Here is a 24,023-nt window from a genome sequence, read left to right as displayed (position 1 = left end):
ATGACCATGGAAACCATGAACCTACCACCAACCCATGAAGAGCTTGTGGCCCGTGTTGCGGAGCGCATGAGCACGCTGGGCCTCACCCTTGCGCAAGTTGCGGCACAGTCCGCCATCCCAAAGTCCACGTTGGCTGAATGGCGTGCAGGCAAATACCGTGGGGACGTGCAGGGCGTTGACGTCAAGGCCCAGCGTTGGCTTGATGCCTGCGCTGCCGGTGACGAAGTGCGCAGCGCGTTGCCGGCTGTGCCTACGTTTCTGCCACTTCCCACAAGCTTGGCTTGGCAGACAGTGTTTGAATATGCCAGGGCAGCGGCGGACATCGGCTTGATTGCTGGCGCACCAGGCACAAGCAAGACCATGACAGCGCGCCACTACAGTGAGACCACACCAAGGGTGTGGCTGGTGACGGCGGACGCAAGCGTTGCCAGCCCGCGCGGCATCCTTAAGCGCCTTGGCGAGACGTTGGGCATGGAAGGGCGCGTGACGTTCACAGCCCTTGTTGCACGCCTGCGCGGGACAGGTGGGCTGGTGATTGTTGATGAAGCGCAGCATTTGAGCGTGCGCGCGCTTGACCAGCTGCGAGCCGTCAATGACCTTGCAGACTTGGGCATGGTCTGGATGGGCAATGAGCCCCTGCGCGCAGCCATTGAGGGCCTGGGCCAGAAAGGCAGCACGGCCCAGATTTCGAGCCGTGTCGGGATGTTCAAAAGCCGTTCACGGCCGAGCGTGCACGATCTGAACAAAATGATAACCGCTTGGGGCGTGGATGACAGCGCGGTGCGCCAAGCACTGCAATGGATTGGCCTGCGTGAAGGTGGACTGCGTGAAGTGACAAAGACCCTGCGCTATGCGTGCCTGCTTGCCTTGACGGACGGCCGTGACAAGCCGGCCTTGCAAGATATTGAAGCGAGCTGGACAGAGCGGCGCAGTGGCAAACTCCCCAAGGAGGCCCTTAAGAACAGCCCCAAAGTGCAGGAGATGGCGGCGTGACCGGCCCGCTGCGCGTTGTGCCCTGTGACGTGTGCCTAATGGAGGGTGTTTTGGATGACGGGCAGATCTGCCCAGCTTGTCTGGGCATGGAGCACTTGCTGGCGCCACAGCAGGTAGACTGCCCCGCGTGTGAAGGATGGGGCGTGACGGATGATGGCCTTGCCTGCACTGCCTGCCGCGGGCGTGGCAGTGTTTCCCAATTGCCCTGAAACACCTAAAATCAAGTCATGAACTGGCCCGCTTCCCTTAACAGGGGGGCGGGCTTTTTTGCGAAATGGTATTATCGTTGATAGGAGGGTTTTGTGGCGTTCATCAATTCAAGCGCATTTCTGTGGCTATGCCTGGCGGTGGGCATCATCGCCGGCACCATGATAGGATGCATGGTCTGAACCTGCTGACCGCCACCACCTGTATCCAAGTGCGGGTTTTGGCACTTATGCCTTAAGCTTCATGAACTTTGATAAGGAGTTTAAGCGTCAATGGCACTTCCTCCCAATGCCATCAAAGCTGGTGTGACTGAAAAACTGGTCAGGGATTTCCAACATGCCCTTCAAGACTGTTTGGAAAACGGTGAGACATTCCGCACGTTTCTTAAGTCTTTTGACACTATCGTGAAAAAACATGACTGGACTTACCAAGGTGAAACTGAAGCGCGAGCAGAGCTTATTTACAACCTTAACACGTTTGCGTTTTATGATCAGCGCCGACACAAACAAATGACGGAATCCATGGCGCTAGAGCTTTATCCCTTCTGGCGCTATAGATGTGGCCCTTGCATTCCACCGTGTAATCATGACCAGTGGGAAGGCATTCTTCTACCTACTGCCCACCCTTGGTGGTCTAGTCATTTTCCCGCAAACAATCGTTACTGCCATTGCCATGTTGAAGTGATTTCCATTGGGAAAATGGAACGCGAAAAACTAACTGTTTCACCTGTTCCGGGGGAGGGGCTGCAAACTGCCACTGATCCCCTTACTGGAGAAGTCATCCGTGTGCCAGCGGGTGTGGAAGCAGGTTTTGAAGACAGTCCTGCTCATCCTGGCAAGCTTAAACGCATTTTGTTGCTAAGCTTGGTTCTGCCGCTGCCTGCGGGGTGAGGTTCCCTGCCACGCAGGCAGTCCAGAACGTTTTCTAGTTATGAGGTTTTGGAAGCTTCAGGCGTTTGACTGCAAAATAATGCAACCTTCAGCGCGCAGACCCTGCTCAAGTAAGCGGCGCACAGCTTCGGGGCGAGAAATCCCATTCTGGTCAGCCCAACTGTAAAGCGCCTCTGCCAAGGGGACAGACATTGTAAAATGTTGTGCAACCGTGTCTTTTCGCGGCCTGCCACGTCCCCGCTTTTTTCTGTAGATTTTATTCTTGCGTCAGTCATGATTAAGAACCGAGCTAACCCCAGCTGAGCTGTCAGGAACACCACGCCCCCATCCCCACAAGGGTGGGGGCGTATTTATGTTAAAACCCTTAAATTAAATCCCAAGAACACTACTTGGCACGCACTCCAGTGGTAGTGAACGATTTAAAAACATTATAAAATCACACTCCCTTAAATGAAATCATGAAAAATGAGCCACTGCCATGACTGTGCCCGTTACCCATCCCCCTGTGCCTGTTCCCGGCACCTTGGCCTGGCTGGTGGATGAAGCTGGGGAAGACACAGTTTTCACGTTCATAGAAAGCCTGGCGGGGCAGCGAATTTGGGTGCCGGCGCAGCACATTGCAGACAGCCAGCTTGCACGCTTGTGGGGGCATCCTCTGGCGCAAGCGCTAGCCGCCCGCCATGGCGGTTGTTACATAGAAATACCGCTGTGCCGACCCTGGCGCGTGCGCAAGCTGCTGGCGCAGGGCTGTTCACACAACGAGATCTGCGCACGTGTTGGTGTGAGCCGGCGCTATGTCGCCAAGCATTTGCTGCGCGGGATGCCTGCTTAACCGTGGACGGTGAACAGTGGCACCCTGAAAGCCAGCCCCCTGACCCGCTAGTCCTGGGGCATGAAAGCGAATCTGGAAACCTCATTGCAGTTCACAGCCCATTGGGAAGGGGGCTACCAGTGCCTGCGCGCAGACGCCGGTAACTGGACTGGCGGCCGCTGTGGCAAGGGGATGTTGGTGGGCAGCTGCCGCGGCATATCAGCCCCGGTCCTTTCCGCCTACCTGGGCAGGCCAGCGCTCCCTGCGGAGATGTCTTGTCTTTCCGAAGCCACTTTTGCTGACATTGCTGAGCGCCACTATTGGCGCGTGCTGTGCTGTGATGCACTGCCGACCGGTGTTGACTTGCTGCAGTTCGATTTTGGCTTCAATGCCGGCGCCAAGACGGCGGTTAGGGTGTTGCAGGATGTGCTTGGCGTGAAAGCTGATGGCGCGATGGGCAAGAAAACCCTGGCTGCTGTGCAGTCCTTTCAAGATATCCATGGCTCCCTGCTGCAGGGATACAAGAGCCGCTTGGCGCTGGAACTGAAGTCCGGCCATGGTGATGGTCACTGGAAAGCCCTGGCAACGCTGTGCGCTGCCCTGGCGAGCGCCCAGGAGAGCCACTACAGGCACCTGCCAGCGTTTAAAACCTTTGGCCAAGGCTGGATAACGCGCACTGAAGCGCGCCTTGATGCGGCACTGGATTTGCTGCGCCAGGCTGGGGCAGGGGCCAGCGCATGAAGCCTGAACCCCAAATGCCCTTCATGATGCGTTTCAAGCACTGGCTGGGTCAGACAACGACCCTGCAGGGTCTGGCTGTGCTTGTTGCCGCCACCATCGGCCTGTTCACCGCTGCTTTGCCAGATGATCTGGGGCTGTCTCTCATCGGCGGGGCGGTTGTGCTGCTTTTCCCTGAAAACCCCAGCCTGCGCCTGTTCGCCCAGGCCATGGCGCCTGTTGCGGCGCGTAGCCTGCACCGTGCTGGGCACAGTCTGGGCGTTGATAACCAAGGCCTGCCAGGGCAGGCGCCCCCTTTTTCTCCAAACAACAAGGAATGACTTTTTTTATGGACATGACCACTGATAGCGCCGCCATGGCAGCTGCCCCTGCTTCAGCTGCAACCATCGGCGCGCAGCTTGAAAAGCTTATCACTGGGGCGGGTGTGAAACTGCCTACCAGCGTGCAGACAGGTGCCGCCATGGCTGCCCTTATCGTTGACAGGCTGCTTTCTTTGCCCAGTGTCCAGCAGGCTGCTGACATTCCAGCCCTGGAAGAAGGGGTGGGGGAAATACTGGATGGGGCACTGAAGCAGGAATCAGGCACGTTGAAGATTCTGGCGGCACTGAAACATGCCGCTGCTTAAAACCTATTGGACCGCCCTTGGGGTGCTGGCGTGCCTGGCCGTGTTCGCGGCAGGGCTGGGGGTTGGCCTGAAAGCCGGTTGGAAGGCGGCGCTTGATGACGGCGCCTGGGCCTGCTTGGCCATGGCGCCCTCCGTGGGAGTGAGTGATGCCCGCTAAATCTGTGACTGACGCACACATTTTGAGGCGGTGGCGCGTGCTTGATTTCCTGCGCCGCGCTTCAGGACGGAGCTTGAACGAAGACGTTTTGCGCATGTGTTTCAGGTCAGCCGGGTTTCCGGTGGACGTTCAAGCGCTTTCATCTGACCTGGACTTCCTGGCGGGTGCTGGCTGCATTCTATGCCACCGCTACTATTTAGGTAGGGGTGAACACCTTCTGGTGGCTGAGCTGACGCGTGAAGGCATGCAGGCATGGCGCTGTGAACGTGCTGTCACCGGCTTGCCAACTCGCCGCCCGCTGGATGAATGACTGTGGGCCGACCTTCCACAATTGACCGGCTGCCCGCAGAACTGCGCGAAAAAATCGGGCGATTGCGTGACGCTGGACACACCCTTGATGAAATCATGCAAGCACTCGAGGGGGTGGCGGTTAGCCGCTCCGCCATGGGGCGCCATTTGAAGGCGCGGGACGCGCTTGGGGAGCGCCTGCAGGCCTCCCGCCAGATTGCTGAAAGCCTCACAGCGCGCTTTGGAACGGCACAGCCGGGACGAATGCAGAACTTGAACATAGAACTGCTTCACAGTGCCATCATGAAGCTGTGGCTGAACGCTGGCGGCCAGGATGGCGGTGAACCGCACTTTGACCCCAAAGACCTGATGATGTTGGCAAGTGCCTTGGCCAACACCGCCAGGGCAAGCAAGACGGATGCCGAATACAGGGAACAAATGGAAAGCCTGGTGCGACAGAAGCTTGAGGAGGAAATGGCCCAGAAACTGGACGCTGTTGCCCAGGACAAAAGCCAGGGCCTTTCTCCCCACACCATCCAAGCCATACGCCAGCGACTTTTGGGAACAGAGACATGAAACAAGAACCCGTTTTGCTGCCCTACCAGTCGGCCCTGCTTGACGCGACCATGAACCACAGTGTGGTGGTCATGGAGAAATCCCGCCGCACGGGCATTTCCTGGGCAGAAAGCTGGGATGCTGTCGTGACGGCATCCGCCACCAAGGCGGCGGGTGGCATGAGTGTCTACTACATGGGCTATGAAAAGGAGATGACGCGCGAGTTTATCGACTACTGCGCGCACCATGCCAAGCTGCTTTCCTTGGCGGCTTCTGAAGTGCGTGAAGAGGTGTTCCATGACGATCACGCGCCTGACAAAGACATCAAGGTCTTTCGCATCGATTTTGCCAGCGGCTTCCACATCACCGCCTTGCCATCTGTGCCCAGGGCGCTGCGCGGCAAGCAGGGCATGGTCATCATTGATGAGGCGGCGTTCCACAAGGACCTGAATGAGGTTTTGAAGGCGGCGCTGGCGCTGCTGATGTGGGGTGGGCGTGTGGCGGTGATTTCCACCCATAACGGTGACCGCAACCCCTTTGCCGAACTGGTGAACGATGTGCGCGCGGGGCGCAGGCCGTATCATTTAATGCGCTTGACGCTTGATGATGCGTTGGAAGATGGACTTTACCGCAAGATATGCGAGGCCCAGGGAAAACCGTGGAGCCAGGAAGCCCAGGCCGTATGGCGTGCCGAACTTATGAAGCAGTATGGCGATGCGGCGGGGGAGGAACTGTTCTGCGTGCCCAGCCAGGGCAAGGGCGCCTTCATTCCCCTGGCGCTCATTGAAGCGCGCACAGACAAAGCGGCGCCAGTGGTGCGGTGGGGCTGTGATGACGCCTTCACGCTGCTGAGCGACAGCCTGCGCCATGCTGAGGCCCAGACATTCATAGAAGGAGAGCTAGAGCCCATTTTGGCGGGGCTAAACGCCAAATCACCGCACGTGTTTGGCATGGATTTTGCGCGCTCTGGGGATCTGAGCGTGTTTTGGCTGTTCGAACTGGCCTCGAACAACGTTCGTAAAACGGCGCTTGAGCTAGAGCTGCGCAACGTGCCTTTCGAGCAGCAGAAGCAGATTTTGTTCCACATCCTGGAACACACACCGCGCCTGCGTGCGGGCAAAATGGACGCTGGCGGCAACGGCGCATGGCTGGCGGAGGTCACACGCCAGAAGTTTGGCGCCAGGGTGGAGGCAGTGAGTTTTTCAGAGGGGTGGTACCGCGACACCATGCCCCCCCTTAAAGCGGCATTTGAAGACGGCAGCCTGACGGTGCCAGTTGACCGGGAGGTGCATGACGACATCCGCACCCTGCGGCTGGTGAATGGCGTTGCGCGCGTGCCCCAGCAGCGCAGCAAGGGCGAAGGCGGCCAGCGCCATGGTGACGCGGCGGTGGCCCTGGCGCTGGCTTATGCCGCTAGCCGCACAGAGGCCCATGAGTACGCTTACACCGCTGTGCCATCAGGCTGGCGAGCCATGCAGCCACCGGCAGGCGCAGACCGCCTGGCGGCGGAGCTGGAGCAAGAACGCGCAGGCAGGGCTGGCATGAACAGTTGGGGCCTGCGTGGCGGGGTGTTGCTGTGATGGCCGGCGCCATCACACTTCTGGCCATGGCGCTTGCAGGGTTAGGTGCGCTTGTGGCCCTCGCTGTGCGTGCTGCCCAAGCCAGGCTTGCCCAACGCCAAGCGGTGCGGGCGGCCACCAGCCAGCGCCTGCAGCAGCAGGCGGACCAGGCTAGCGCCATGGCTTGCCGCACAGATGAAGGCCTGGAGGAGGCGTTGCGCCATGACGATTTTTAAAGGTCCCTGGCCAGTTTTGGTGCTGGGCGCCCTGGTTGGTTGCGCCCAGGCGCCAGCGCAGCCCCTGTGCCCTGCTTATGTGGACTATGGCCATGCTGACCAGCAGGCCCTGCTGAAGGCTCTGCAGTCCGTGCCCGACAATGACAGCACCCAGCCTTTGTGGCAGGCACTGCGCGACTACGGCAAGCTGCGCGCCGCTGTGCGTGTGCTGTGTGGCGGGGGGAGTTAACCATGATACCCAGAAAACGCCTTCTAAACGCCCAAGGACAACCTGTGGACGCCCAGGGGGCGCCACATTCAAGCACCCAGCCATTGCGCCAAGACGTCATGGGGCCGCGCGTCATTGGGGACAGGCCAGCCACATTGGACCATCTGGGCCTGACGCAGGCTAGTCCGGATGTTGTGGCCAACCTGCTGGCCAGCGCAGCGCAGGGGGAAAGCCGTGACTGGCAGGTTTTCTGTGAACTGATCGAAGAACGGGACCTGCACTATTTGGGGGTGCTGACGACACGGAAAAGGGCCGTTGCCCAGCTTCCCATCACGGTGGATGACGCAGGTCCCAGCGAGCTGCAGAAACGCCAGGGGGATTTTGTGCGGACCTGGTTAGAAAAGGGCATTTTTCAGCGCGCGATGTTCGACATTCTGGACGCCATTGCCAAGGGCTTTTCAGTTCATGAAATCGTGTGGCACTGCGAGGCGGCCAACTATTGGCCAAGCCAGCTGGTGTTCCGCCCCCAGCGGTTCTTTGAGGTCTCCTACCAAGATGGGGAGAGCATCTACCTGCGCGCAATGGAATCCCAGGCCACCCCGGCGCTTGAGGATGCCACGCCGGAGCTGATGCGCCAGCCGCTTGATCCCAGGCGGGCGCTTGTGCACAGGCACCCTTCATGGTCTGGACTGCAGTTGCGGCAAGGACTGACGCGCGCCATAGCCTTCAACAGCTTGTTCAAGCTCTATTCAAGCCGCGACTGGGGTGTTTTCGTTCAAGCTTTCGGCCTGCCTATCCGTGTTGGCAAATATGACAACGGTTCATCTGAAAATGACCGCAACGTTTTGTGGAAAGCAGTGACTGACCTTGCTGGCGCCATGGCCTGCACGATGCCTGAGAGCATGAACATTGAGTTCATAGAGCCGAAGGGCACAACAGCTAGTGACGTTCATGAAAAACGCTGCAAATGGCTGGACGAGCAGACAAGCAAGGCCGTGCTGGGACAAACAGGCACAACCGATGCCCGCACAGGCACGCACGCCGCAGCACAGACACACAGACTGGTTCAGGAGGACATAGAGCGCGCGGACGCAACGCTTTTGGCGCACACGCTCAACAGCCAGCTTGTCAAACAGATGATTGACTTGAGCTTTGGACCGCCCAAGGACGGGCGCTACCCAGTCGCGTCCATCGGCAGGCCTGATGAAGCACCGCTTGAAACGGTGCTGGACGCTATCGCCAAGGCGGGGCCACAGGGCTTGAAAGTGAAGGCTGATGAGCTCCTGGCGCGCCTGAACATGACGCCACCCGGAAAAGGTGACGCGGTGGTTGGATTGATGGCCCAGCCCCAGCCAGCGCAGCCTGCCGAGGACACAGCGCCAGAAACGCGCCCAGGGAAAGTGACCCCAGCCCATGTTCCCCCTGTGACGGACCAGGACCCCCCAGCGCCCGCCGCAGGACAGGAACAAACGCTGCACGCCAGGCTGGGCGCGCTGGTGAGCCGCCACGCCCAGAGCCAGCCCGCCATCCTGGACATGCTTTCTAACAGTCTGGCTAATGAGGCCAGCACGGCGTGGGACCAGATGACAGGCCCCGTGCGCGCTGCCATTGAAAGTGCCCATTCACTTGAAGAGCTGCAACAAGTGCTGGAGGAAATGCGCTTGCCGGATGACCAATTTCAGGAAGCCATGCAGCAGGGATTGCTTGCGGCTGAACTTGCCGGCGAAGCGTCCATCCTGGCGGGACTGGGTGTTGGCCGATGAGCACAACACTGGACAGCGAGGTGTTGGAGAACCCCCACCTTGCGCGCCATGACTTGGCCCCTGGCGTTGTGGCAGAGGGGGCGGCGCTGGCGCCAAGCGAAGCCATAACGTTTTTTAGGCAAAAAGTGCCGGTGCCAACACGGAAGTGGGGGGAGGTCAGTTCTGAGGGCTATGCGCGTTCCTTCGCTGTGGCGGGCGCTGCCAGCCAGGCCCTGGTAACGGATTTCCAGGCGGCAGTGAACAAGGCATTGGCGCAGGGGACAACGCTGGCTGATTTTCGAAAGCAGTTCGACCGTTTGGTGAAGAAATACGGCTGGGACTATCACGGCAGCAGAAATTGGCGCAGCGCACTCATCTATGACACCAACTTGAGCGCCGCTTATGCGGCTGGACGCTACAGGCAGATGACAACGCCAGAGGCGCTGGAGCTCTATCCCCTGTGGCGCTACAGGCACAACGCCTGCCTGCACCCACGACTAGAACATGTTGCGTGGGACGGCACCATCCTGCCAGCCAACCATCCTTGGTGGGACACGCATTACCCGCCCAATGGTTGGAAATGCCATTGCTCTGTTGAAGTGGTCTCTGACGGCAAAATGGCACGCCAGGGCTGGCAGGTCAGTGAAGCGCCCCCCCTTGACGCCAAGCCTTGGACGAACCCTGCCACGGGGGCCGTGGTCATGGTGCCAAAAGGCATTGATCCCGGTTTCCAAACCAATGTTGGCCAGCAATGGCTGAAAGCTGAGAAGCAGCGCGCCAAGAAGGCCCTGCATCCTGTTGATGACGTGCGCGGCCAGCCGTTGGCCGGCTTGCCAGCGCCAGAGCACCAGGAGATTGAGCGCCAGCAGGTGCGTGACTTGGCAAGTATGGAGGAACCGTCAGGCAGTGATGACGTTCCACCATTGCCGTTTGCGGTGGGCACCGTGCGGTGCGGCACGCTTGCAGGCCGTGCCCAGGCCATTTTGCAAAGCACTACAGCCAGCGTGCTGCTATCTGGCGAGAGCCTGAACAAGAACCGCTTGCACCACCCTGAACTGACTGTGGAGGATTATGAAAGCTTGCCGGAAATCCTGGCCCAGCCATCTCATCTAATATTGAAAAGTAAACCGCCCGAGCATGAAACCACACGTTCTTTGACATTACTGGGGCGTTGGAGAGATAGACTTTACAGTCTAGCCATTAAAACCACGCTTGACCGTGAAGAAAATTATGCGGTGAGCTTGACACGTTTAGCTGAAAAGGATTGGGCAAGACTGCTGCGCAAAGAGATCAAGGATGAATGAACGCTGGCAGCGGGTGGGCCTCCGTTCCTGCAAGCAGGGAACCCACATCGCGCACACTATTCAGAGGCTACGGCCCGGAGAATATCACCGTGTCACCGCTGCCAGCCCTGAAACCCTAACATTCCCAACCCTTATCCCGCAACAAAGCTTAGACACATGGCCCAAATCACGCTCTCAGGCGATACCAAACACATCAAGCAGGCCCTGCAACGGTTGGCGGACATTGGGCGCAAACCACAGCCCTTCCTGGCCGCCTTGGGCACTGAGATTGTGGACAACACACGCCAGCGCCTGAATGAAGGACGGCCTGCGGTGGGGGCCTCCTACGTTGCGTTCAACAAGCTTTACGCCCAAAGCCGCAAACCGCTGCCGCCACTCATCCAGGGTGGGGGACTGCAGCGCAGCCTGACCAGCCAAGCGCGTGGCGACACACTTATATGGGGCAGCAACCTGGTTTACGCGGCGGCGCAGCAATTCGGCGCACTCATCAAGCCACGCACCAAGCCAGCACTGGTGTTCAGGATGGGGGGGCAGCTGTTCAAGCGCAAGTCAGTGTTGCTGCCGCCAAGACCTTATCTTGGCTTCACTGCTGAAGACCGCGCGGCGCTAGAAACCACTCTTGAGGGCTTTTTCAGCCGCGCTTTGCGGTGAGCGGTTGGGCTGGGAGTTTTCGAACGGCCTTCGAACACTTTCGAACACCCGCCAGCGCGTTTCAGGCGCTTGGTGCAGGGATTGATGCCCAGAAAGCTTTCCACCCTTCCTGGTGCATTTTTGAAGCTTGCTTGATAAGCGCGCTGGCCGGTGAACAGTGGCACCCTGAAACAGCACCCATGAAAGCGGCATGGTGGCGCCATGGATATTGCCGCCAGACCCCTGCCCCTTTCAGACGCCCCAGGCCACGCGCCCTTGTGGGTGCATGTGCTGCCGGCTGGCACATTCCCAGCCCTTGGCGGCACACGCACTTACCGTTCTGGCGACCTGACTAGCGTTGCGCGCCAGTCCATGGCCAGTGCGCGCGGCAAGCTGGTGGTGGACGAGAACCACAGCACAGATCTTGCAGCCCCACAGGGCAAGCCTGCGCCCGCCATGGGGTGGATCACTGAACTGGATGTGCGCGGCGATGGCCTGTGGGGCCGCGTTGAATGGACAGCGGCAGGCACCGCAAGGATGACAGACCATGCCTACAGGGCTTTGAGCCCAGTCCTGGTTACGTCTGGGGACGGCACGGTGCTGCGCATTCTACGTGTTGCACTCACAAACAATCCGGACCTGGAGCTTGAAACGCTGCACCATGCGGCCACTTCCCCAAAAAACCATGAAAAGGAGAAGGCAGTTTTGTCTTACCCATTCACAGAGCTGCGCGCGCGACTGGGCCTCTCAGACGGCGCTGACCGCGCAGCTGTTGATGAAGCCCTGACGGGTGCCAGGCGCTACACAAGCTTGCATTCCCGGCTGGCTGAAATGACCGGCCTGCCCCCCACCACCCCTGATGAAACTCTGCTTGCCAAAGCTCAGGCGAGCGCTGAGCAGATCACCGCCCACGCAAAGCGCACGAAAGACCTTGAAACTGAGAACGCGGCACTGAAATCCCGGATGGCCACTCAGGCCGCTGAAGCCTTCGTGGCTGAGGCCGGGCGCAAAAAGGCGATCAGTGAAGGTCTGGCCAAGACCCTCATCACACTTCATGCAGCCAACCCCGCGCAGGCGCAGGAGATTGTGGACGGCCTGCCTGACGCCCCCCCCAGCAACGTGACCCTGCACCAGGCTGGCCAGCCAACGCATACACTCGGCATGGGGAAGATCCCAGGCATGGCGGCGTTTGACGCAGCACTGGGTTTAGGCCCTGAAGACCTTGCTGGGGGTGCTTACTGATGGCACTTGCAGCAGACCGCGCGCTAGAGCGCAAGGCAGGCCCCTGCGGGCCAGAGTTCGGTCATGCCGTTGCGCCTGGTTTCCGGGTTTTCCGGGGCAGCCTGGTTGCCGTCCTGGCGGATGGCACGCTGGTGCCGGCCGGGCAGACGGCCCCTGCTGGGGGCGGCGCTGCCGTCACCCCAGTGTGCATCATCGGAATTGCCCGACAGGCCATGGACAACACCCCCACACAGGGCGTGGATGCGCTCCATGCGGGGGCTAACCCCATTTGGGTCAAAACGGGTTGTTACGCCCTGCCCTTCCTGCCCAACGAGCCAGCGCCGACCTACGCCCAGCTGGGGCAGGCCGTCTATGCAGTGGATGATGAGAACGTGAGCTTCCAGGCAACAGGCGCAGGTGGCGGCGCCCGCCTGGTTGCCGGCCACTTCGTTGGGCTGGACGGCGGCACACCTTTTGTGAACGTGGCAGCCCCCACGGCTTTTCCAGCCATGTTGCCAGCGGCGGCCACACCCAAAACCACCACTTGAGGACCTGAGACATGGACATCAACGCCGGCACGATTTCGGCACTGAACACGCGCGTTAACCTTGCCTTCAACAAGTGGTTAAAAACTGCTGACCCCACTTACAACAAGATTTCCATGACCGTTGGCAGTTCATCGGGCGCGAACTTCTACCCGCGCCTGATGGAGCTGAAGGGCATGCGTGAATGGTTGGGTGAACGCGTTGTGCAAGCCGTCTCCACCCAGGAACGTTTCACGATCGTCAACAGGACGTTTGAGGAAACGTTTTCAGTCAAGCGCGAAGACTTCGAGGACGACCAGTACGGCTTCCTGCAGCCCATCATTTCACAGCTGGGACTTGATGCCGGCAGCCTGCCAGACAAGCTTGTTTATGGCTTGCTGAACAATGGACGCACCCAGAAGGGCATTGACGGTCAGAACTATTTCGACACTGACCACCCTTCAACCAACCAGGATGGCCAGCCCATTTCATGGTCCAACTTGATGCTGCCCGACACCAGCCAGGGTGAGGCGCCTGGGCCTGCTTGGTTCCTGTTCTGCACCAAGCAGCCATTGAAGCCTATGGTGTTCCAGCGCCGGCGCCCCTTCACCGTGACGCCCCGCACCAGCCTGAACACGGGGGAGGTGTTCCACCACAATGAATTTGTGTGGGGTATAGATGGGCGCTGCGCCGCTGGATACGGCATGCACCGCTGCGCGCTCATGAGCGTTGCGCCCCTTAATGGGCCTAACCTCGATAAAGCCTACACGCAGATGCAGATGCAGTTCAGGGCTGACGGGACACCGTATGAAACCTGCCCTGACCTGCTTGTGGTGCCGCCTGGCCTTCGGGCAACGGCGCGCAAGCTGTTGAACTCGGAAGTGGCCTTGCTGCCGCAGCTGGCGCCAGACGGCAAAACATGGGTGACGGGCGCCAATGAATGGAAAGGCCAGCTTGAAATGGTTTGCAGCGCCTACCTGCGCAATGACGCGGCCAAAATCTGATGGCGCAGAAGGAGATGACGAAAAACAACCATGCGGGTTATGTGGCGCCCTCACCCAAGCTGCCCAGCATTGGCGTGCAGCTTTTGGAGGCCCTGCGGCCAGGTGAGGAGCCGTTCCAGGAACTGGGGCCTGGCACCCTGCTGGTGGTGTGCCACGCTCCTGGCCTGCGCCGTGGTGGCATGATCCATCCCCACCGCGCCATCCACGCGGTTGCGGACCTTGAGGAATGGCAAATCACGGCCATGCGGCGTGACCCAGACCTGGTGCTGATTCATGTTGCCTGACCTGTACGCCACGGTGGATGACATGGTGCAGCGTTTCGGCGCTGATGAGATCTGCATGTCTGACCCATCACTTGACATGCCGCGCGGCGCTATTGACGAAGCGCGCATTAACCAGGCCCTGGCGGATGCCTCAGACCTTATCAACTCCTACGTGCAGCGGCGCTATGAAATCCCGCTAGCGCCTGTCCTGCCAGTGGTGACGCGCATGTGTTGCTTGTTGGCGCGCCATGACCTGGCCCTTGGGGCGGAGCGTGCGCCCAGCGAGCAGATCAAGGAGGGGCGTCAGACCGCCATGGCGTGGCTGGCCGCCGTGGCGGCCGGCAAGGCCACGCTGGACGCCACTGTGAAGAATGAGGACAGCGGGGTCTGGTCACGTTTTCAAAGCCGCACGCCAACCGTTTTCAGGGGAAGGATGTGGTGAGCATGAACCAGGGAACCACCGCTGTAACGTCTGTGCCGCCCTTGCCAGGCACCCCGCCAGACTTCCCACGCCAAATTCTGCGGGGCGATGTTGTCGCACACACTTATATAAGTGTGTCGCAGCGGCTGAGAGAGGTCCTGCGGCCTGAAGTGTTCAGCCACCACCACCTGCCGCCCAGCCCAAACCGTGCCACATGGGAGAAGCTTTCTCAGAACGGCCCAAGTGTGGCGCTGGGCTGCGGAATATGGCGTGCGGAGCGCGATTGCGGAATGACGTTCCGTGGCACGCTAATATTCCCCGTGGCCGTTCTGCTGCGCCTGCCAGACCCGCAACGTCTCTACCTGGGCACTGGACAGCTGCGCGGCATCGGTGTGGCCGGCATCATGGCGGTGTTTGCAACATGCTTTCACGGTTGGGCACTGGACGGGATCGGTACGTGCAAAGTCACTGACATTTCAGTGTTGCAGACAGAGGACTGGTTTGAAGACCGCGCATGCGTGGTGGCAGCTGAACTGACGTTTGAACACGTCTCACCGGATTTGCAGCCATACGCCCAGCAACTTGACGACTTCCTGCGTTGGGACTGGGACATAGAAATAGAAAAGGAGCAGCCCCGTGGCTGACATGAAACTTGTGCGCCCCGCACCAGGCAGGCGCGTGCTGGCGCCGGATGGCAGCGCTGTGCCGCCCACCTTTAAGGTGAATGGCGCAGACCCGTACTGGGCGCGCGCCCTGCGCTGCGGTGATTTGCTGGAAGCAGATGCCCCAGCCGCTGCTGCCCTGCCTGCACGCAGTATCACGCCAAGCATTCCGAACAAGGAGGCAACGAAAAATGGTTGATTTTGCGGAGATCCCCGGCAGCTGGGCTGTGCCCGGTTCATACACTGAAGTGATTGATGTCCCCAACCCCAACAGGGTTGCGGGCATGCCGCTGCGCTGCGTGATTGTCGGCGCTACCGCCAGCAAGGCGGCAGGAACGCTTTATGGGAACATCAGCGCGGGTCAGGCAGCCCTAGTCTATGGCCCCGGCAGCGTGATGGCCCAGGCAGTGGCAACGTTCATTCAAGAACAGCCAACCCTGCAGGTGGACGCCGTTGCAGCCCCACTTGCCGGTGGCGCCACGGCAGCCAGCGCCACCATCACCTTCACGGGCACAGCCACGGCGGCGGCGCAGGGGGCGGTGTGGATCGCAGGCCAGCGCGTGACGTTCAGCGTCAGCCAGGGCACCACGGCCGTGCAAGCATCGGGCGCGCTGTTGGCTGCGATTTTCGCAAGCCCACTTATGCAGAAAACCGGCGTGACTGCAGCCCAGGGCCAGAACGGGGCCGTGACGCTGACAGCTGGTGACGCTGGCGCGCTGGGCAATGACCTTGACGTGCGCGTCTCCACCGCCCGGCAGGACATGACGCCAGGTCTGGTGGTGACGGTCACACCCTTTGCTGGCGGGGCTGGAACGTCTGACATCAGCACAGCCCTGCAAGCGCTGGGGGACAGCTGGTACACTGACCTGATTCTGCTGGCCAATGATCCAGCCAGCATCCAGCTGGCTGTGCAGGAAGCCAACAGGCGCGGCAAAGCCATGGTGGGCCAAGATATGCGTGTCTGGGTGGCTGTGCGTGCCACGCAGGGTCAGGCACTGGCGTTGGCCAAGCAGTTTGACACTGCGCAGGAGCTTGTGTTGCTGCCCATGCAGGCACCGCGCGCTTCCAGTTGGAATGTCACAGCCGCCTTGGCGGCGCAGGGCGCGCAGAGCTTGAACACGGACCCAGCGCGGCAGCTGCGCGGCCTGCCGCTTTCCACCCAAACGGGCCTTGGGCCTGATGCCGCTGACGTGTTCGACATGGCGGCGCGCCAGGTTTTGCTGATGAACGGCTGCAGCACATTCCGCCAAGCCTCTGACGGCACCATCACCCTTGAAAGGGTGGTGACCACACGCACGCAGGACCCGGTTACAAGCGCGCCCGTTGCCCCTTGGGACGTGATGCTGCCAGCCATCGCCGCGCGCGTCCGTTTTGAGTGGAATGCGTACGTTGAGGGTACCTACGCACGCGCCAAGCTTGCTGACGATGACAGCCCCCTGGCCTTGGCTGACGGCGTTGTGACGTGCCGAACCCTCAAAGGCAGTTGGGTTGCCCAGTGCGGCATCTACCAAGGCAACGGCTGGGTGGATGACGTCAAAGAGATGGCGCCCCAGGCGGTGTTCACGCGTGACGCAAGCGACCGCAACAGGGTGAACGCCAGCCTGCCCGTGAGGGCAATGGGCAGCCTGATGGTTTTGGCCAACCAGCTGCAACTTCAGTACTAAAGGAGGTATTTATGGCGCAAACATTTGGTTCGGCCAAGCTTTGGTGGCGCGGCGTTCAGTATGACATCCAGCAAGGCGTGAAAGTTCGTCTAGCTGGCAAGAAGAACAATAAAGTTGAAGGCACGCAACGCACGCTGCGTTCAACAATGTGGGAAGGTGGCGAAGTGCAGGCCACAATTATTCCCACACAGAACATGAAACTGGACGCATTTGACCCGGCGTTGGGGGAAGGTGAACTTCAAATCCAGTACGACAGTGGGAAATCAATCGTGATTTCTGACGCTTGGATCAACGACAAGCCAGAGGCCACGGATAAGGGTGAAGCGCCTGTCACCTGGACATTCAACAACTATGAAGAACTTGACTGAAGGACATTGAAACATGGCTTTTGAGCTTGAAGACACCACCACCGCCCCTGATAACAACCGCCCTGAGCTGCCAGCCGGAGCTAGTTGGCAGGAAGACGGATCAGTCCGCCTGGAACTTTCCCGCCCCGTGTTGCTAGACACCAAAACCGCCACAGGCCCAAGCACCACCACCCTTGATGAGCTTGTGCTGCGTGAGCTGACAGCGGGTGACATGATTGACAGCGGCAGCGAAACGACAAGCCAAAGGGTTGGTCTTTTCCTGCTGCAGCGCAGTGCTGGACTGAATGGCCCAGCGGGCGTCAAGAAGCTGCGTGCGCTGTCACTGCCCGATTACGTCAAGGCCCAGCGGATCATGAGTGTTTTTATGAACGCTGGGGCAGAAACTGGCGCCTGACACTGGCCGCCCTGGCCAGTCAGTTACACTTCAGCCGTGCTGACCTCAGGGCTTTGACCACAACGGAGATGGCTTTTTGGTGTGATGCCCTGGGTGAGTGGAACACGCATGTGAGCGCCAGCCTTGATGACTGAACCTTGTTATGAGTGAGCTTAGAGCGCAGTTTGAACTCTCCTTGGCAGACCACATCAGTGGCCCGCTTGGGAAGGTTCTGGCGCAGTTCAACGCGCTGGATGGACAGCTTGCGCGCAACGTCAAATCAGCCCGCAACACCAACACGGCATTGGCTGGCACCACCCAGGCGGCTGATGCTATGGCCAAAGCCATGGCGCCAGCGGCTGCGAACGCTGCACGCCTGGACGCTATGACACGCCCTTTGGCCGGCACCCTGGGTGAAGCTGGCCAGGCACTGGCCGGCACGGCTGAAAACACAACGCGCCTGTCTGAGGCCATCAGCCCCGCTGCCGCCCAGGCACAGCGCTTGGCAGAGGCCACCCAGCCACTGGGGCGTGGTTTGGGCGCAGTGGCTGAGGTAGGAAGCGGCGCTGGGCGCAGCCTGAACAGCATGGCCTCCGCAGGTGGCGGGGCAACAAGCGCGCTGCGCGGAGTGGATGAAGAGGCAAGCCGTACCACCGCCCTGATGGAACGCTTGAAAAGCGCCGTGGTGGGCGTTGGCGAGGCGCTGCGTGGCGGCTTCGCCGGAGCAGGCCGCATGGCTGGCGCAGGCCTTGGCTCCGTGGGGCGCGGCGTGGGTGATTTCAGGGGGCGCCTGCATGGCCTGCACGGCGCTTTTGACACGGCCCAGAACAGGGGTATGGGCGCCGCCATGGCTGGGTTCGAAATTGTCGAGCCAGCACGGGCAGCTGCTGAATATCAGAACAACCTGGCCCACATTGGCATTGGGCTTGATTATCACGGCGCCGACAATGACAAGTTCGTGGCTGGCCTGGGCAGGCAAATCAACCGACTGGCCCGCGACACGGGCCAAAGCAGTGAACAGCTTGTGGAAGCGGCAGGCTTCTTCTCACGCGAGGGCTACAACAAAACACGCCTGGACAGCGTGTTGCCACAGGTTGCCAAAATCGCCACAGCCTATAACGCCAACCCAGAGGGAACCGCAAAAACGGCTTTCGCGGCACAAGAATCACTGGGCATCAAGGACAAAGACCTGAAGGGGGCTTTGGCGGCCTTTGCGGTTGCCGGGAAAAACGCTGACATGGAGTTCAGCGAAATGGCGCAGTTGCTGCCACAGGTGGCGGCGTCTGCCGGGGCTTTTGGGGTGAAGGGACGCGGTGGCGTGAACTGGCTGGCCAGCCAGCTTGCTGTTGTGCGCAAAAGTACAGGCACAGTGGGTGAGGCCTTCACCAACATGGACCAGTACATCAAGGCCCTGACAGGCCACAGCGCGCAGCTGGCTTTCAAGAAGCTTGGCGTGAACGCCCTGGAGGTGGAGGACAAAGCCAGGCGGGAGGGTAAGAACCCCCTTGAGGTCATGACGGAGATTGTGCGCCGCCTAAGCAAGAATGGCACTGACCAGCACGTCATGACAACGCTGTTTAACAACCAACAGAACCACGTGGCGGCAGTGGCCATCCTGGGGCACCAGGACCAGGAAAAAGCCATCAGGGCCAAGGTGGCCAATGCTGATGGCAGCGTCATAGACAACGATTACGCGACAGGGCGCCACACGCTCAAGATTCAAGTGCAGGAGTTTGAAGACGCTGGCGAGCAGCTGTTGCGCATCATCGGCACAGACTTTGCGCCCGTTATGCAGGCCATGACGGAAGGCCTGCACAAGGTGGCGGAAGGCTTTGAGTGGCTGGACGACCACCTGCCAGGAATGAGCGCAGGCCTGCTTGGCGGCGTTGGCGCGGTGATTGCGATAACAGGCGCTGTTGCGGCACTTGGCGCCATCGCTGCACCGCTGGCGGCTGGTTTCGCGCTGGTTGCAAGCCCGGTTGGCCTTGCCGTGGCAGGTGTGGTGGCGCTGGGGGCAGCGCTTTATGCGGTCTACAAATATCCGGCGCAGGTCAGCGCCTTTCTGCACCGCATGACCGCTGCTGCTGACAGCTTCCTGCGTTCCCACTTGCCCGGCTGGCTGGTGAGTTTGGGTGAAAACATGTTGATGCTGGTGACGCCCATTGGCGCCATCATTAAGATTGCGCAGACCCTGGCTGCGTATTCGGGTCCCATCACCAGCTTCTTCAGCGCTCTCTGGGGAGGCCTGAAAAGCCTTTTCAGCATCCATCTGCCGAGCTGGATTTCCAGCCCGCTGAAATGGGCCAGCCACGCCACGGGTTTGGACAAGGCGCCAAGCCTGTGGGGGGAAGGGTCAACCCAACCGGGCCTTGCGACTTCACCCCCCAAGGCCATTGTGCCACTGCCCAAAATTACATTCCCGGCACTGATGCTGCCCACGCTGGCCGTGCCGCCACCGCCAGCACCCGTTGTGAACATTGCCGCTGCCCCCGTGGTGGCGCCAGCCGTGCACCACCGGGAGGGTGACCAGACCCACCATAATAGCGTGGTGAACAACCACTGGCCTGCACCGGTGTTGCCGCAGCCCCTGCAGGTGCACCACCATGGGGGTGACCTCATCAACAATCATGCCGGTGACCATAATAATAAGAGTGTAGTGCAGAACACCTGGCCGGCTCCAGTGTTGCCGCAGCCTGTGCAAGTGCACCACCAGGAGGGTGATCGTAACCACAGCAGTGTGGTGAACAACCATTGGCCGGCGCCAGCGCTGCTGCCCGCACCAACCACGCCCCCAGCCCCCGCCAGCGTGGTGCGTGTGATGGCTCCACCATTCGTACCGGCAGTGGCACCATCCCCTGTTGTGCATCATCACGAAGGCAACCTGACCCAGCACACTATAAACAACCACTGGCCTGCACCAGTGTTGCCACAGCCCCTGCAGATGCACCACCAGGAGGGTGACCACATCACCCACCACGCCGACAACCAGACCCATACCCATGTGGTGAACAATACTGTGTGGCCGGCGCCGGTGCTGCCCACCATCAAGCTGCCGCGGCACCCAGCGCTGCCAACGCCGCACCAGCCCCGTAGGGAAGCGCCCCAGCCCTTGCCCATGCCTGTCCCGGTGGTGATACGCCAGCAAGGGGAGCCGCAGCGCGTGAAGGTTGAAACAAGCCTGCGTGTGCGGGCGGACAAGGGCCTTGTTGTCACATCGCCGCAAGGCAAACGCTATGGCTTCGAAGCAATACCGGTGCCCGATGCCGGCCAGATGATCGGGAGGCCCTAATGGCTTTTGAAATTGGCACTTTGCTTGGCAATTCGGGCGTTCTGGGTAGTGGCGCACTGGCCTTTGACGGCATTGTGACAGAGGCTTTTCTGGGCGGTGTATCGTTTGAGGTCATTGACAGCAAAGAGAGTGCAGGGCGCCGGCTGCATCGCTTCCTTTTTCCCGGCCAGCCGGTGGAAAACCAGGCTTTTCAGGATTTTGGCACAACAGACACCCCCCTGATCCTGAGCGGCATCCTTGTGGGCGCTGATTACGTTGTGCGGGCTGAGCGACTGCGGGACGTTTTCAGACGGGGCGGCTCCATGAGCCTTGAACACCCGTGGTGGGGGACGCTCACTGTGCGCCTGGCGCAGCCCGCTGAAATCACGTTCAGCCATCAGGAACTACGCTTTGCGCGCTTCACGGCGCAGCTGTGGCGCGATCCTGGGCCGGGTGGATCATCTGGGCTTTTTGGTGATGTCACAGACAGCGTGAACAGCGTTCTTGACGCCAGTGACGATGCTGTGGATGCAGCGCAGGAAAGCGTCAGCGCGGTGCTGTCAGGCAGCATCCCCGTGACCCTGGTGCAGGGCACGCGCACCCTTGCAGGTGGCGGGGCGGCCGTCTGGGACAGCGTGACGACATCAGCGCCTGAGCCGGTGAAAAGCGCGCTGACAGCGCCTCAGCAAGCTGCACGCAACCTGCCCGCCCCTGTGCAGGCCACCACTTCTGCCCTGGAGGAAGGCCCCAGGCTTTTCATGAGCTTTGCCGTGGCCCCTGCCACCCAGACCGCTGCGCCGGCCACAGAGGATAAAGACTATGGCACGCAGGTGGGGTACGTCTTGGCCGGTGTGCCGCTTGCCCTCGCAGGCAGCATCACAAGTAGCCAGCCCCCACTCATTGCGCCAGCGGGGGAGGTGCAGGAACAGCCACAGGTCAGCGCGCAGGATGTGGCCACCCTGCTGATGGCCGGAGCAGCGCAGCTGGGCGTGCTGGCACAGAAAACAGCGGCGGAAAGCAGCCAGCGGGCTCAGGTGATGGCGCTGGGACTGGCATCCTGCGTGATGGCCATTGCCCAGCTGGGCCCGGCATGGACCGCCATGACATTTGCATCAGACGAAGACGCCCGCACAGCACGTGACCAGTTCGTTGCGGCCCTGGACGGCACGGCTGCGCTATTCAGCAGCCCACTACTGGCTGGTAGTGCGGCTCCGTTACTGCCCATGTTTAATGCCCTGCGTGCACTGCGCAGCGCAATCATTATGGACTGCACTGTGCGGGTTGGCAGCCTGCCAGCTGTGCAAACTGTGAGCATGGGCACCCGGCAGTCGCTGTGGTGGGCGTGCTACGCGCTGGGCGGTGACAGCACGAACGATGTTCGAACGATGTTTGATGACGCGGTGGGGCGCAATGGCTTGGCGCACCCTGCCCTGGCTGGTCCTGGGCAGCTGTGGATCATCAAGGAGAAAGCGCTATGAACTTGGGAAGCCATCAGGCAGGACCGGTAGTGTTAAAGGTCGGTGGGGTGAAACTGCAGCACTGGACAAGCCTGGAGGTGACGCACGACCTCGCAAACCTCGCTGGGACGTTCAGGACCAGCCTGGCAGTGGATGTGCCTTTGCAAGCGGGTAGCTTGCCGACAATAGGGGAGGCAGTTGAAATCAGCCTGGAAGGCCAGCAGGTTTTGAAAGGGTGGCTTGAGTTCATCAATGTTTCTGGTGATGCCAACAGTTTGCACGTGACACTTTCGGGACGTGATAGAAGCGGGGACTTGGCTGACTGTGCTGCCAATCCGCTTGGCCCATCTGAGTACAAGGGCATGAAGCTTGAAGCCATCGTGGGCGCTTTGGCCCAGCCCTTTGGAGTGAGCGTTGACCGAGCAGTTGAAACCGGAACGCCCTTCACACTGGTGGCGCTTGAGCCGGCAGACGTGACGCTTGACGTGATAGAGCGCCACGCCCGCCAACGCGGCGTACTGGTGACGTCTGACGGCTTGGGCGGCCTTGTGCTGACGCGCGCGGGCATCACCCACGCCTGTGACACGCTGGTGTTTCCAGGTGGCAACGTGACGCAGATGGAAGCGCGGCGTGGCCAGAAGCACCGCGATTATTGGGTGAAGGGGCAGGCGCCTTCACACAAGCGACCTCTTAAAAGCGCTCTTCATGTGGGGCAGAAACCGAGCCCGGCACAAGCCATGCCCGATGCCGCCAAGAATGAAGCGGCAGCCGCCTGCCGCTATGGTCACGCGCGCGATGAAGGCACAGCGCGCTACCGGCCTTGCGTGTACCTTGCCAAAACCCAAAGCGGCGCCAGCATGGCCACTCAGGACGTTGCCAACTCTTCACCCAGTAAGCCAGAGAAGAAGCGTTCTTCTGGACAGCCCTGGACGCTTGATGACCAAGCCGCCTGGCGCATGCGTACAAAGCGCGCTGGCGCCACCACATTTGTTTACACAGTGCCTGGTTTTCTTAACCATGCAGGGGAGCTGTGGCGCCCCAACCAGCTGGTCACCGTGCAGGATAGCGTCAACGGTTTAAGTAGGGACATGCTCATCAGCGCCGTGACGTGGATTGCTGAGCAAGACCACTGCATCACACGTTTGAGCGTTGTGCCGCCGGACGCTTTTGACCTGACCGGTGAAGCCGTTCTGCCGCCCACGGGCAACCAACGCCAGCGCCGTCATGTTGTAGCAAGGGGGCACATGTCATGACGTTCAGCAAACATCTTTTTGACCTCGCACATTCTATCCGCAGCCAGATCCTGCGCGGCGTTGTGAAGGCACTAGACGACAGTGGCGGGCAGCAGAAAGTGGCGGTGGAGATGCATGTAGGCCAGGTGCGCAGTGGTGTGCCTGTCCTGCAAACATTCGGTTTTTCAAGCCACGTCCCGTTGAATGGTGCTGTGACGCATGTTCTGCAAAACGGCGCTGACCCTTCGGACCTCTTCGCGCTACCGCCAGAGAACCCATCCATAGCCAGGATGGGCGGCCTGAATGAAGGTGAGAGTGTCGTTTACGATGCCGCGGGGCAGCGTCTGCATTTCCAAGATGGCAAGCTGCTAAAGGTCTCCGTTCAGGACGCTATTGTGATTGAGGTGGCTGGCGTTGAAATCATGCGTGTTGATGCTGATGGCCTGCATATCCAAGGCAGCATCAACAGCACAGGTGACCAGGTGGCGGGCGGCATCAGCACGCAGAGCCACATTCATGGCGGCGTTAAAACCGGACCAGCCAGCACAGGGAAGCCTGAATAAACAGGGCCTGACGGTGAACAGTGGCACCCTGAAAGACAGCCTTGGAACGCGCCAGACTGG

The 24,023-nt window shown here is 60.4% G+C and carries 30 protein-coding genes; all 30 read left to right on the top strand.

The genetic code is table 11. From position 1 onward, the window contains the following. The 30 genes from E3E12_RS06230 to E3E12_RS06090 all read left to right on the top strand — a co-directional run bounded on the left by E3E12_RS06230 (window position 1) and on the right by E3E12_RS06090 (window position 23,963). Window positions 1-993 (top strand): AAA family ATPase, encoded by a 993-nt coding sequence (locus E3E12_RS06230; protein ID WP_141443540.1) that lies wholly within the window; start codon window positions 1-3, stop codon window positions 991-993. Continuing rightward, the gene (locus E3E12_RS06225) at window positions 990-1,202 is read left to right on the top strand and encodes a hypothetical protein (RefSeq protein ID WP_141443539.1); all 213 of its coding nucleotides are present in this window, start codon (window positions 990-992) and stop codon (window positions 1,200-1,202) included. Before E3E12_RS06230 ends, E3E12_RS06225 begins: the two co-directional genes overlap by 4 nt. Window positions 1,203-1,472: 270 nt before the next feature. Further along, complete coding sequence (locus E3E12_RS06220; RefSeq protein WP_141443538.1) at window positions 1,473-2,090, top strand: phage head morphogenesis protein; 618 nt, start codon at window positions 1,473-1,475, stop codon at window positions 2,088-2,090. A 478-nt stretch (window positions 2,091-2,568) separates the two neighbouring features. Then, window positions 2,569-2,922: a hypothetical protein gene (locus E3E12_RS06215; RefSeq protein ID WP_141443537.1), complete on the top strand. Its 354-nt coding sequence runs from the start codon at window positions 2,569-2,571 to the stop codon at window positions 2,920-2,922. A 60-nt stretch (window positions 2,923-2,982) separates the two neighbouring features. Beyond that, window positions 2,983-3,642 (top strand): glycosyl hydrolase 108 family protein, encoded by a 660-nt coding sequence (locus tag E3E12_RS06210; RefSeq protein WP_141443536.1) that lies wholly within the window; start codon window positions 2,983-2,985, stop codon window positions 3,640-3,642. Further along, on the top strand, window positions 3,639-3,959 hold the full coding sequence (locus E3E12_RS06205) for a hypothetical protein (RefSeq protein WP_141443535.1): 321 nt from the start codon (window positions 3,639-3,641) through the stop codon (window positions 3,957-3,959). The genes E3E12_RS06210 and E3E12_RS06205 overlap by 4 nt, the downstream gene beginning before the upstream one ends. Before the next feature lie 8 nt (window positions 3,960-3,967). After that, window positions 3,968-4,264, top strand: a complete 297-nt coding sequence (locus tag E3E12_RS06200; RefSeq protein ID WP_141443534.1) for a hypothetical protein — start codon at window positions 3,968-3,970, stop codon at window positions 4,262-4,264. After that, a complete protein-coding gene (locus tag E3E12_RS08890; protein ID WP_168194409.1) occupies window positions 4,251-4,421 on the top strand; it encodes a hypothetical protein in 171 nt (56 codons plus the stop codon). Before E3E12_RS06200 ends, E3E12_RS08890 begins: the two co-directional genes overlap by 14 nt. 73 nt (window positions 4,422-4,494) lie before the next feature. Further along, entirely contained in the window at window positions 4,495-4,731 is a 237-nt protein-coding gene (locus E3E12_RS06195; protein ID WP_141443533.1) for a hypothetical protein, read from the top strand. A 2-nt stretch (window positions 4,732-4,733) separates the two neighbouring features. Further along, window positions 4,734-5,285 (top strand): DUF3486 family protein, encoded by a 552-nt coding sequence (locus E3E12_RS06190; RefSeq protein ID WP_168194408.1) that lies wholly within the window; start codon window positions 4,734-4,736, stop codon window positions 5,283-5,285. Continuing rightward, a complete protein-coding gene (locus E3E12_RS06185; RefSeq protein ID WP_240810455.1) occupies window positions 5,282-6,844 on the top strand; it encodes a hypothetical protein in 1,563 nt (520 codons plus the stop codon). Before E3E12_RS06190 ends, E3E12_RS06185 begins: the two co-directional genes overlap by 4 nt. After that, on the top strand, window positions 6,844-7,059 hold the full coding sequence (locus E3E12_RS06180) for a hypothetical protein (RefSeq protein WP_141443531.1): 216 nt from the start codon (window positions 6,844-6,846) through the stop codon (window positions 7,057-7,059). The genes E3E12_RS06185 and E3E12_RS06180 overlap by 1 nt, the downstream gene beginning before the upstream one ends. Then, window positions 7,046-7,288, top strand: coding sequence for a hypothetical protein (locus E3E12_RS06175; protein ID WP_141443530.1), 243 nt, complete (start codon window positions 7,046-7,048; stop codon window positions 7,286-7,288). The genes E3E12_RS06180 and E3E12_RS06175 overlap by 14 nt, the downstream gene beginning before the upstream one ends. A gap of 2 nt (window positions 7,289-7,290) precedes the next feature. Continuing rightward, window positions 7,291-9,030, top strand: coding sequence for a DUF935 domain-containing protein (locus E3E12_RS06170; RefSeq protein WP_141443529.1), 1,740 nt, complete (start codon window positions 7,291-7,293; stop codon window positions 9,028-9,030). Beyond that, on the top strand, window positions 9,027-10,313 hold the full coding sequence (locus E3E12_RS06165; RefSeq protein ID WP_141443528.1) for a phage head morphogenesis protein: 1,287 nt from the start codon (window positions 9,027-9,029) through the stop codon (window positions 10,311-10,313). Before E3E12_RS06170 ends, E3E12_RS06165 begins: the two co-directional genes overlap by 4 nt. A 156-nt stretch (window positions 10,314-10,469) precedes the next feature. Then, complete coding sequence (locus E3E12_RS06160; protein WP_141443527.1) at window positions 10,470-10,964, top strand: phage virion morphogenesis protein; 495 nt, start codon at window positions 10,470-10,472, stop codon at window positions 10,962-10,964. 201 nt (window positions 10,965-11,165) lie between these two features. Then, window positions 11,166-12,185 carry a phage protease gene (locus E3E12_RS06155; RefSeq protein ID WP_141443526.1) on the top strand — a complete coding sequence of 340 codons (1,020 nt, stop codon included), beginning with the start codon at window positions 11,166-11,168 and terminating at the stop codon, window positions 12,183-12,185. Continuing rightward, window positions 12,185-12,712: a hypothetical protein gene (locus tag E3E12_RS06150; RefSeq protein WP_141443525.1), complete on the top strand. Its 528-nt coding sequence runs from the start codon at window positions 12,185-12,187 to the stop codon at window positions 12,710-12,712. Before E3E12_RS06155 ends, E3E12_RS06150 begins: the two co-directional genes overlap by 1 nt. An 11-nt stretch (window positions 12,713-12,723) precedes the next feature. Further along, the gene (locus E3E12_RS06145) at window positions 12,724-13,692 is read left to right on the top strand and encodes a Mu-like prophage major head subunit gpT family protein (RefSeq protein WP_141443524.1); all 969 of its coding nucleotides are present in this window, start codon (window positions 12,724-12,726) and stop codon (window positions 13,690-13,692) included. Window positions 13,693-13,706: 14 nt separating this feature from the next. Next, complete coding sequence (locus tag E3E12_RS06140) at window positions 13,707-13,976, top strand: hypothetical protein (RefSeq protein ID WP_141443523.1); 270 nt, start codon at window positions 13,707-13,709, stop codon at window positions 13,974-13,976. Beyond that, window positions 13,966-14,397 (top strand): DUF1320 domain-containing protein, encoded by a 432-nt coding sequence (locus E3E12_RS06135; RefSeq protein ID WP_141443522.1) that lies wholly within the window; start codon window positions 13,966-13,968, stop codon window positions 14,395-14,397. The genes E3E12_RS06140 and E3E12_RS06135 overlap by 11 nt, the downstream gene beginning before the upstream one ends. A gap of 2 nt (window positions 14,398-14,399) precedes the next feature. Beyond that, entirely contained in the window at window positions 14,400-15,020 is a 621-nt protein-coding gene (locus tag E3E12_RS06130; protein ID WP_141443521.1) for a hypothetical protein, read from the top strand. Next, window positions 15,013-15,237: a hypothetical protein gene (locus tag E3E12_RS06125; protein ID WP_141443520.1), complete on the top strand. Its 225-nt coding sequence runs from the start codon at window positions 15,013-15,015 to the stop codon at window positions 15,235-15,237. Before E3E12_RS06130 ends, E3E12_RS06125 begins: the two co-directional genes overlap by 8 nt. Further along, the gene (locus E3E12_RS06120; protein ID WP_141443519.1) at window positions 15,230-16,702 is read left to right on the top strand and encodes a phage tail sheath subtilisin-like domain-containing protein; all 1,473 of its coding nucleotides are present in this window, start codon (window positions 15,230-15,232) and stop codon (window positions 16,700-16,702) included. Before E3E12_RS06125 ends, E3E12_RS06120 begins: the two co-directional genes overlap by 8 nt. An 11-nt stretch (window positions 16,703-16,713) precedes the next feature. Then, entirely contained in the window at window positions 16,714-17,070 is a 357-nt protein-coding gene (locus E3E12_RS06115; protein WP_141443518.1) for a phage tail tube protein, read from the top strand. 13 nt (window positions 17,071-17,083) lie between these two features. Beyond that, the gene (locus E3E12_RS06110; RefSeq protein ID WP_141443517.1) at window positions 17,084-17,464 is read left to right on the top strand and encodes a phage tail assembly protein; all 381 of its coding nucleotides are present in this window, start codon (window positions 17,084-17,086) and stop codon (window positions 17,462-17,464) included. A 142-nt stretch (window positions 17,465-17,606) separates the two neighbouring features. Further along, window positions 17,607-20,732: a phage tail tape measure protein gene (locus E3E12_RS06105; RefSeq protein WP_141443516.1), complete on the top strand. Its 3,126-nt coding sequence runs from the start codon at window positions 17,607-17,609 to the stop codon at window positions 20,730-20,732. After that, window positions 20,732-22,189, top strand: coding sequence for a DNA circularization N-terminal domain-containing protein (locus tag E3E12_RS06100; RefSeq protein WP_141443515.1), 1,458 nt, complete (start codon window positions 20,732-20,734; stop codon window positions 22,187-22,189). Before E3E12_RS06105 ends, E3E12_RS06100 begins: the two co-directional genes overlap by 1 nt. Further along, window positions 22,186-23,421, top strand: coding sequence for a phage baseplate assembly protein (locus tag E3E12_RS06095; RefSeq protein WP_149498268.1), 1,236 nt, complete (start codon window positions 22,186-22,188; stop codon window positions 23,419-23,421). The genes E3E12_RS06100 and E3E12_RS06095 overlap by 4 nt, the downstream gene beginning before the upstream one ends. Then, window positions 23,418-23,963 carry a phage baseplate assembly protein gene (locus tag E3E12_RS06090; RefSeq protein ID WP_141443513.1) on the top strand — a complete coding sequence of 182 codons (546 nt, stop codon included), beginning with the start codon at window positions 23,418-23,420 and terminating at the stop codon, window positions 23,961-23,963. Before E3E12_RS06095 ends, E3E12_RS06090 begins: the two co-directional genes overlap by 4 nt. The last annotated feature ends 60 nt before the right edge of the window (window positions 23,964-24,023 follow it).

This window comes from Formicincola oecophyllae (assembly GCF_006542395.2).
Classification (GTDB): domain Bacteria; phylum Pseudomonadota; class Alphaproteobacteria; order Acetobacterales; family Acetobacteraceae; genus Formicincola; species Formicincola oecophyllae.
Note: the sequence above shows the minus strand (reverse complement) of the source record. Positions and strands in the feature narration are given on the sequence as shown.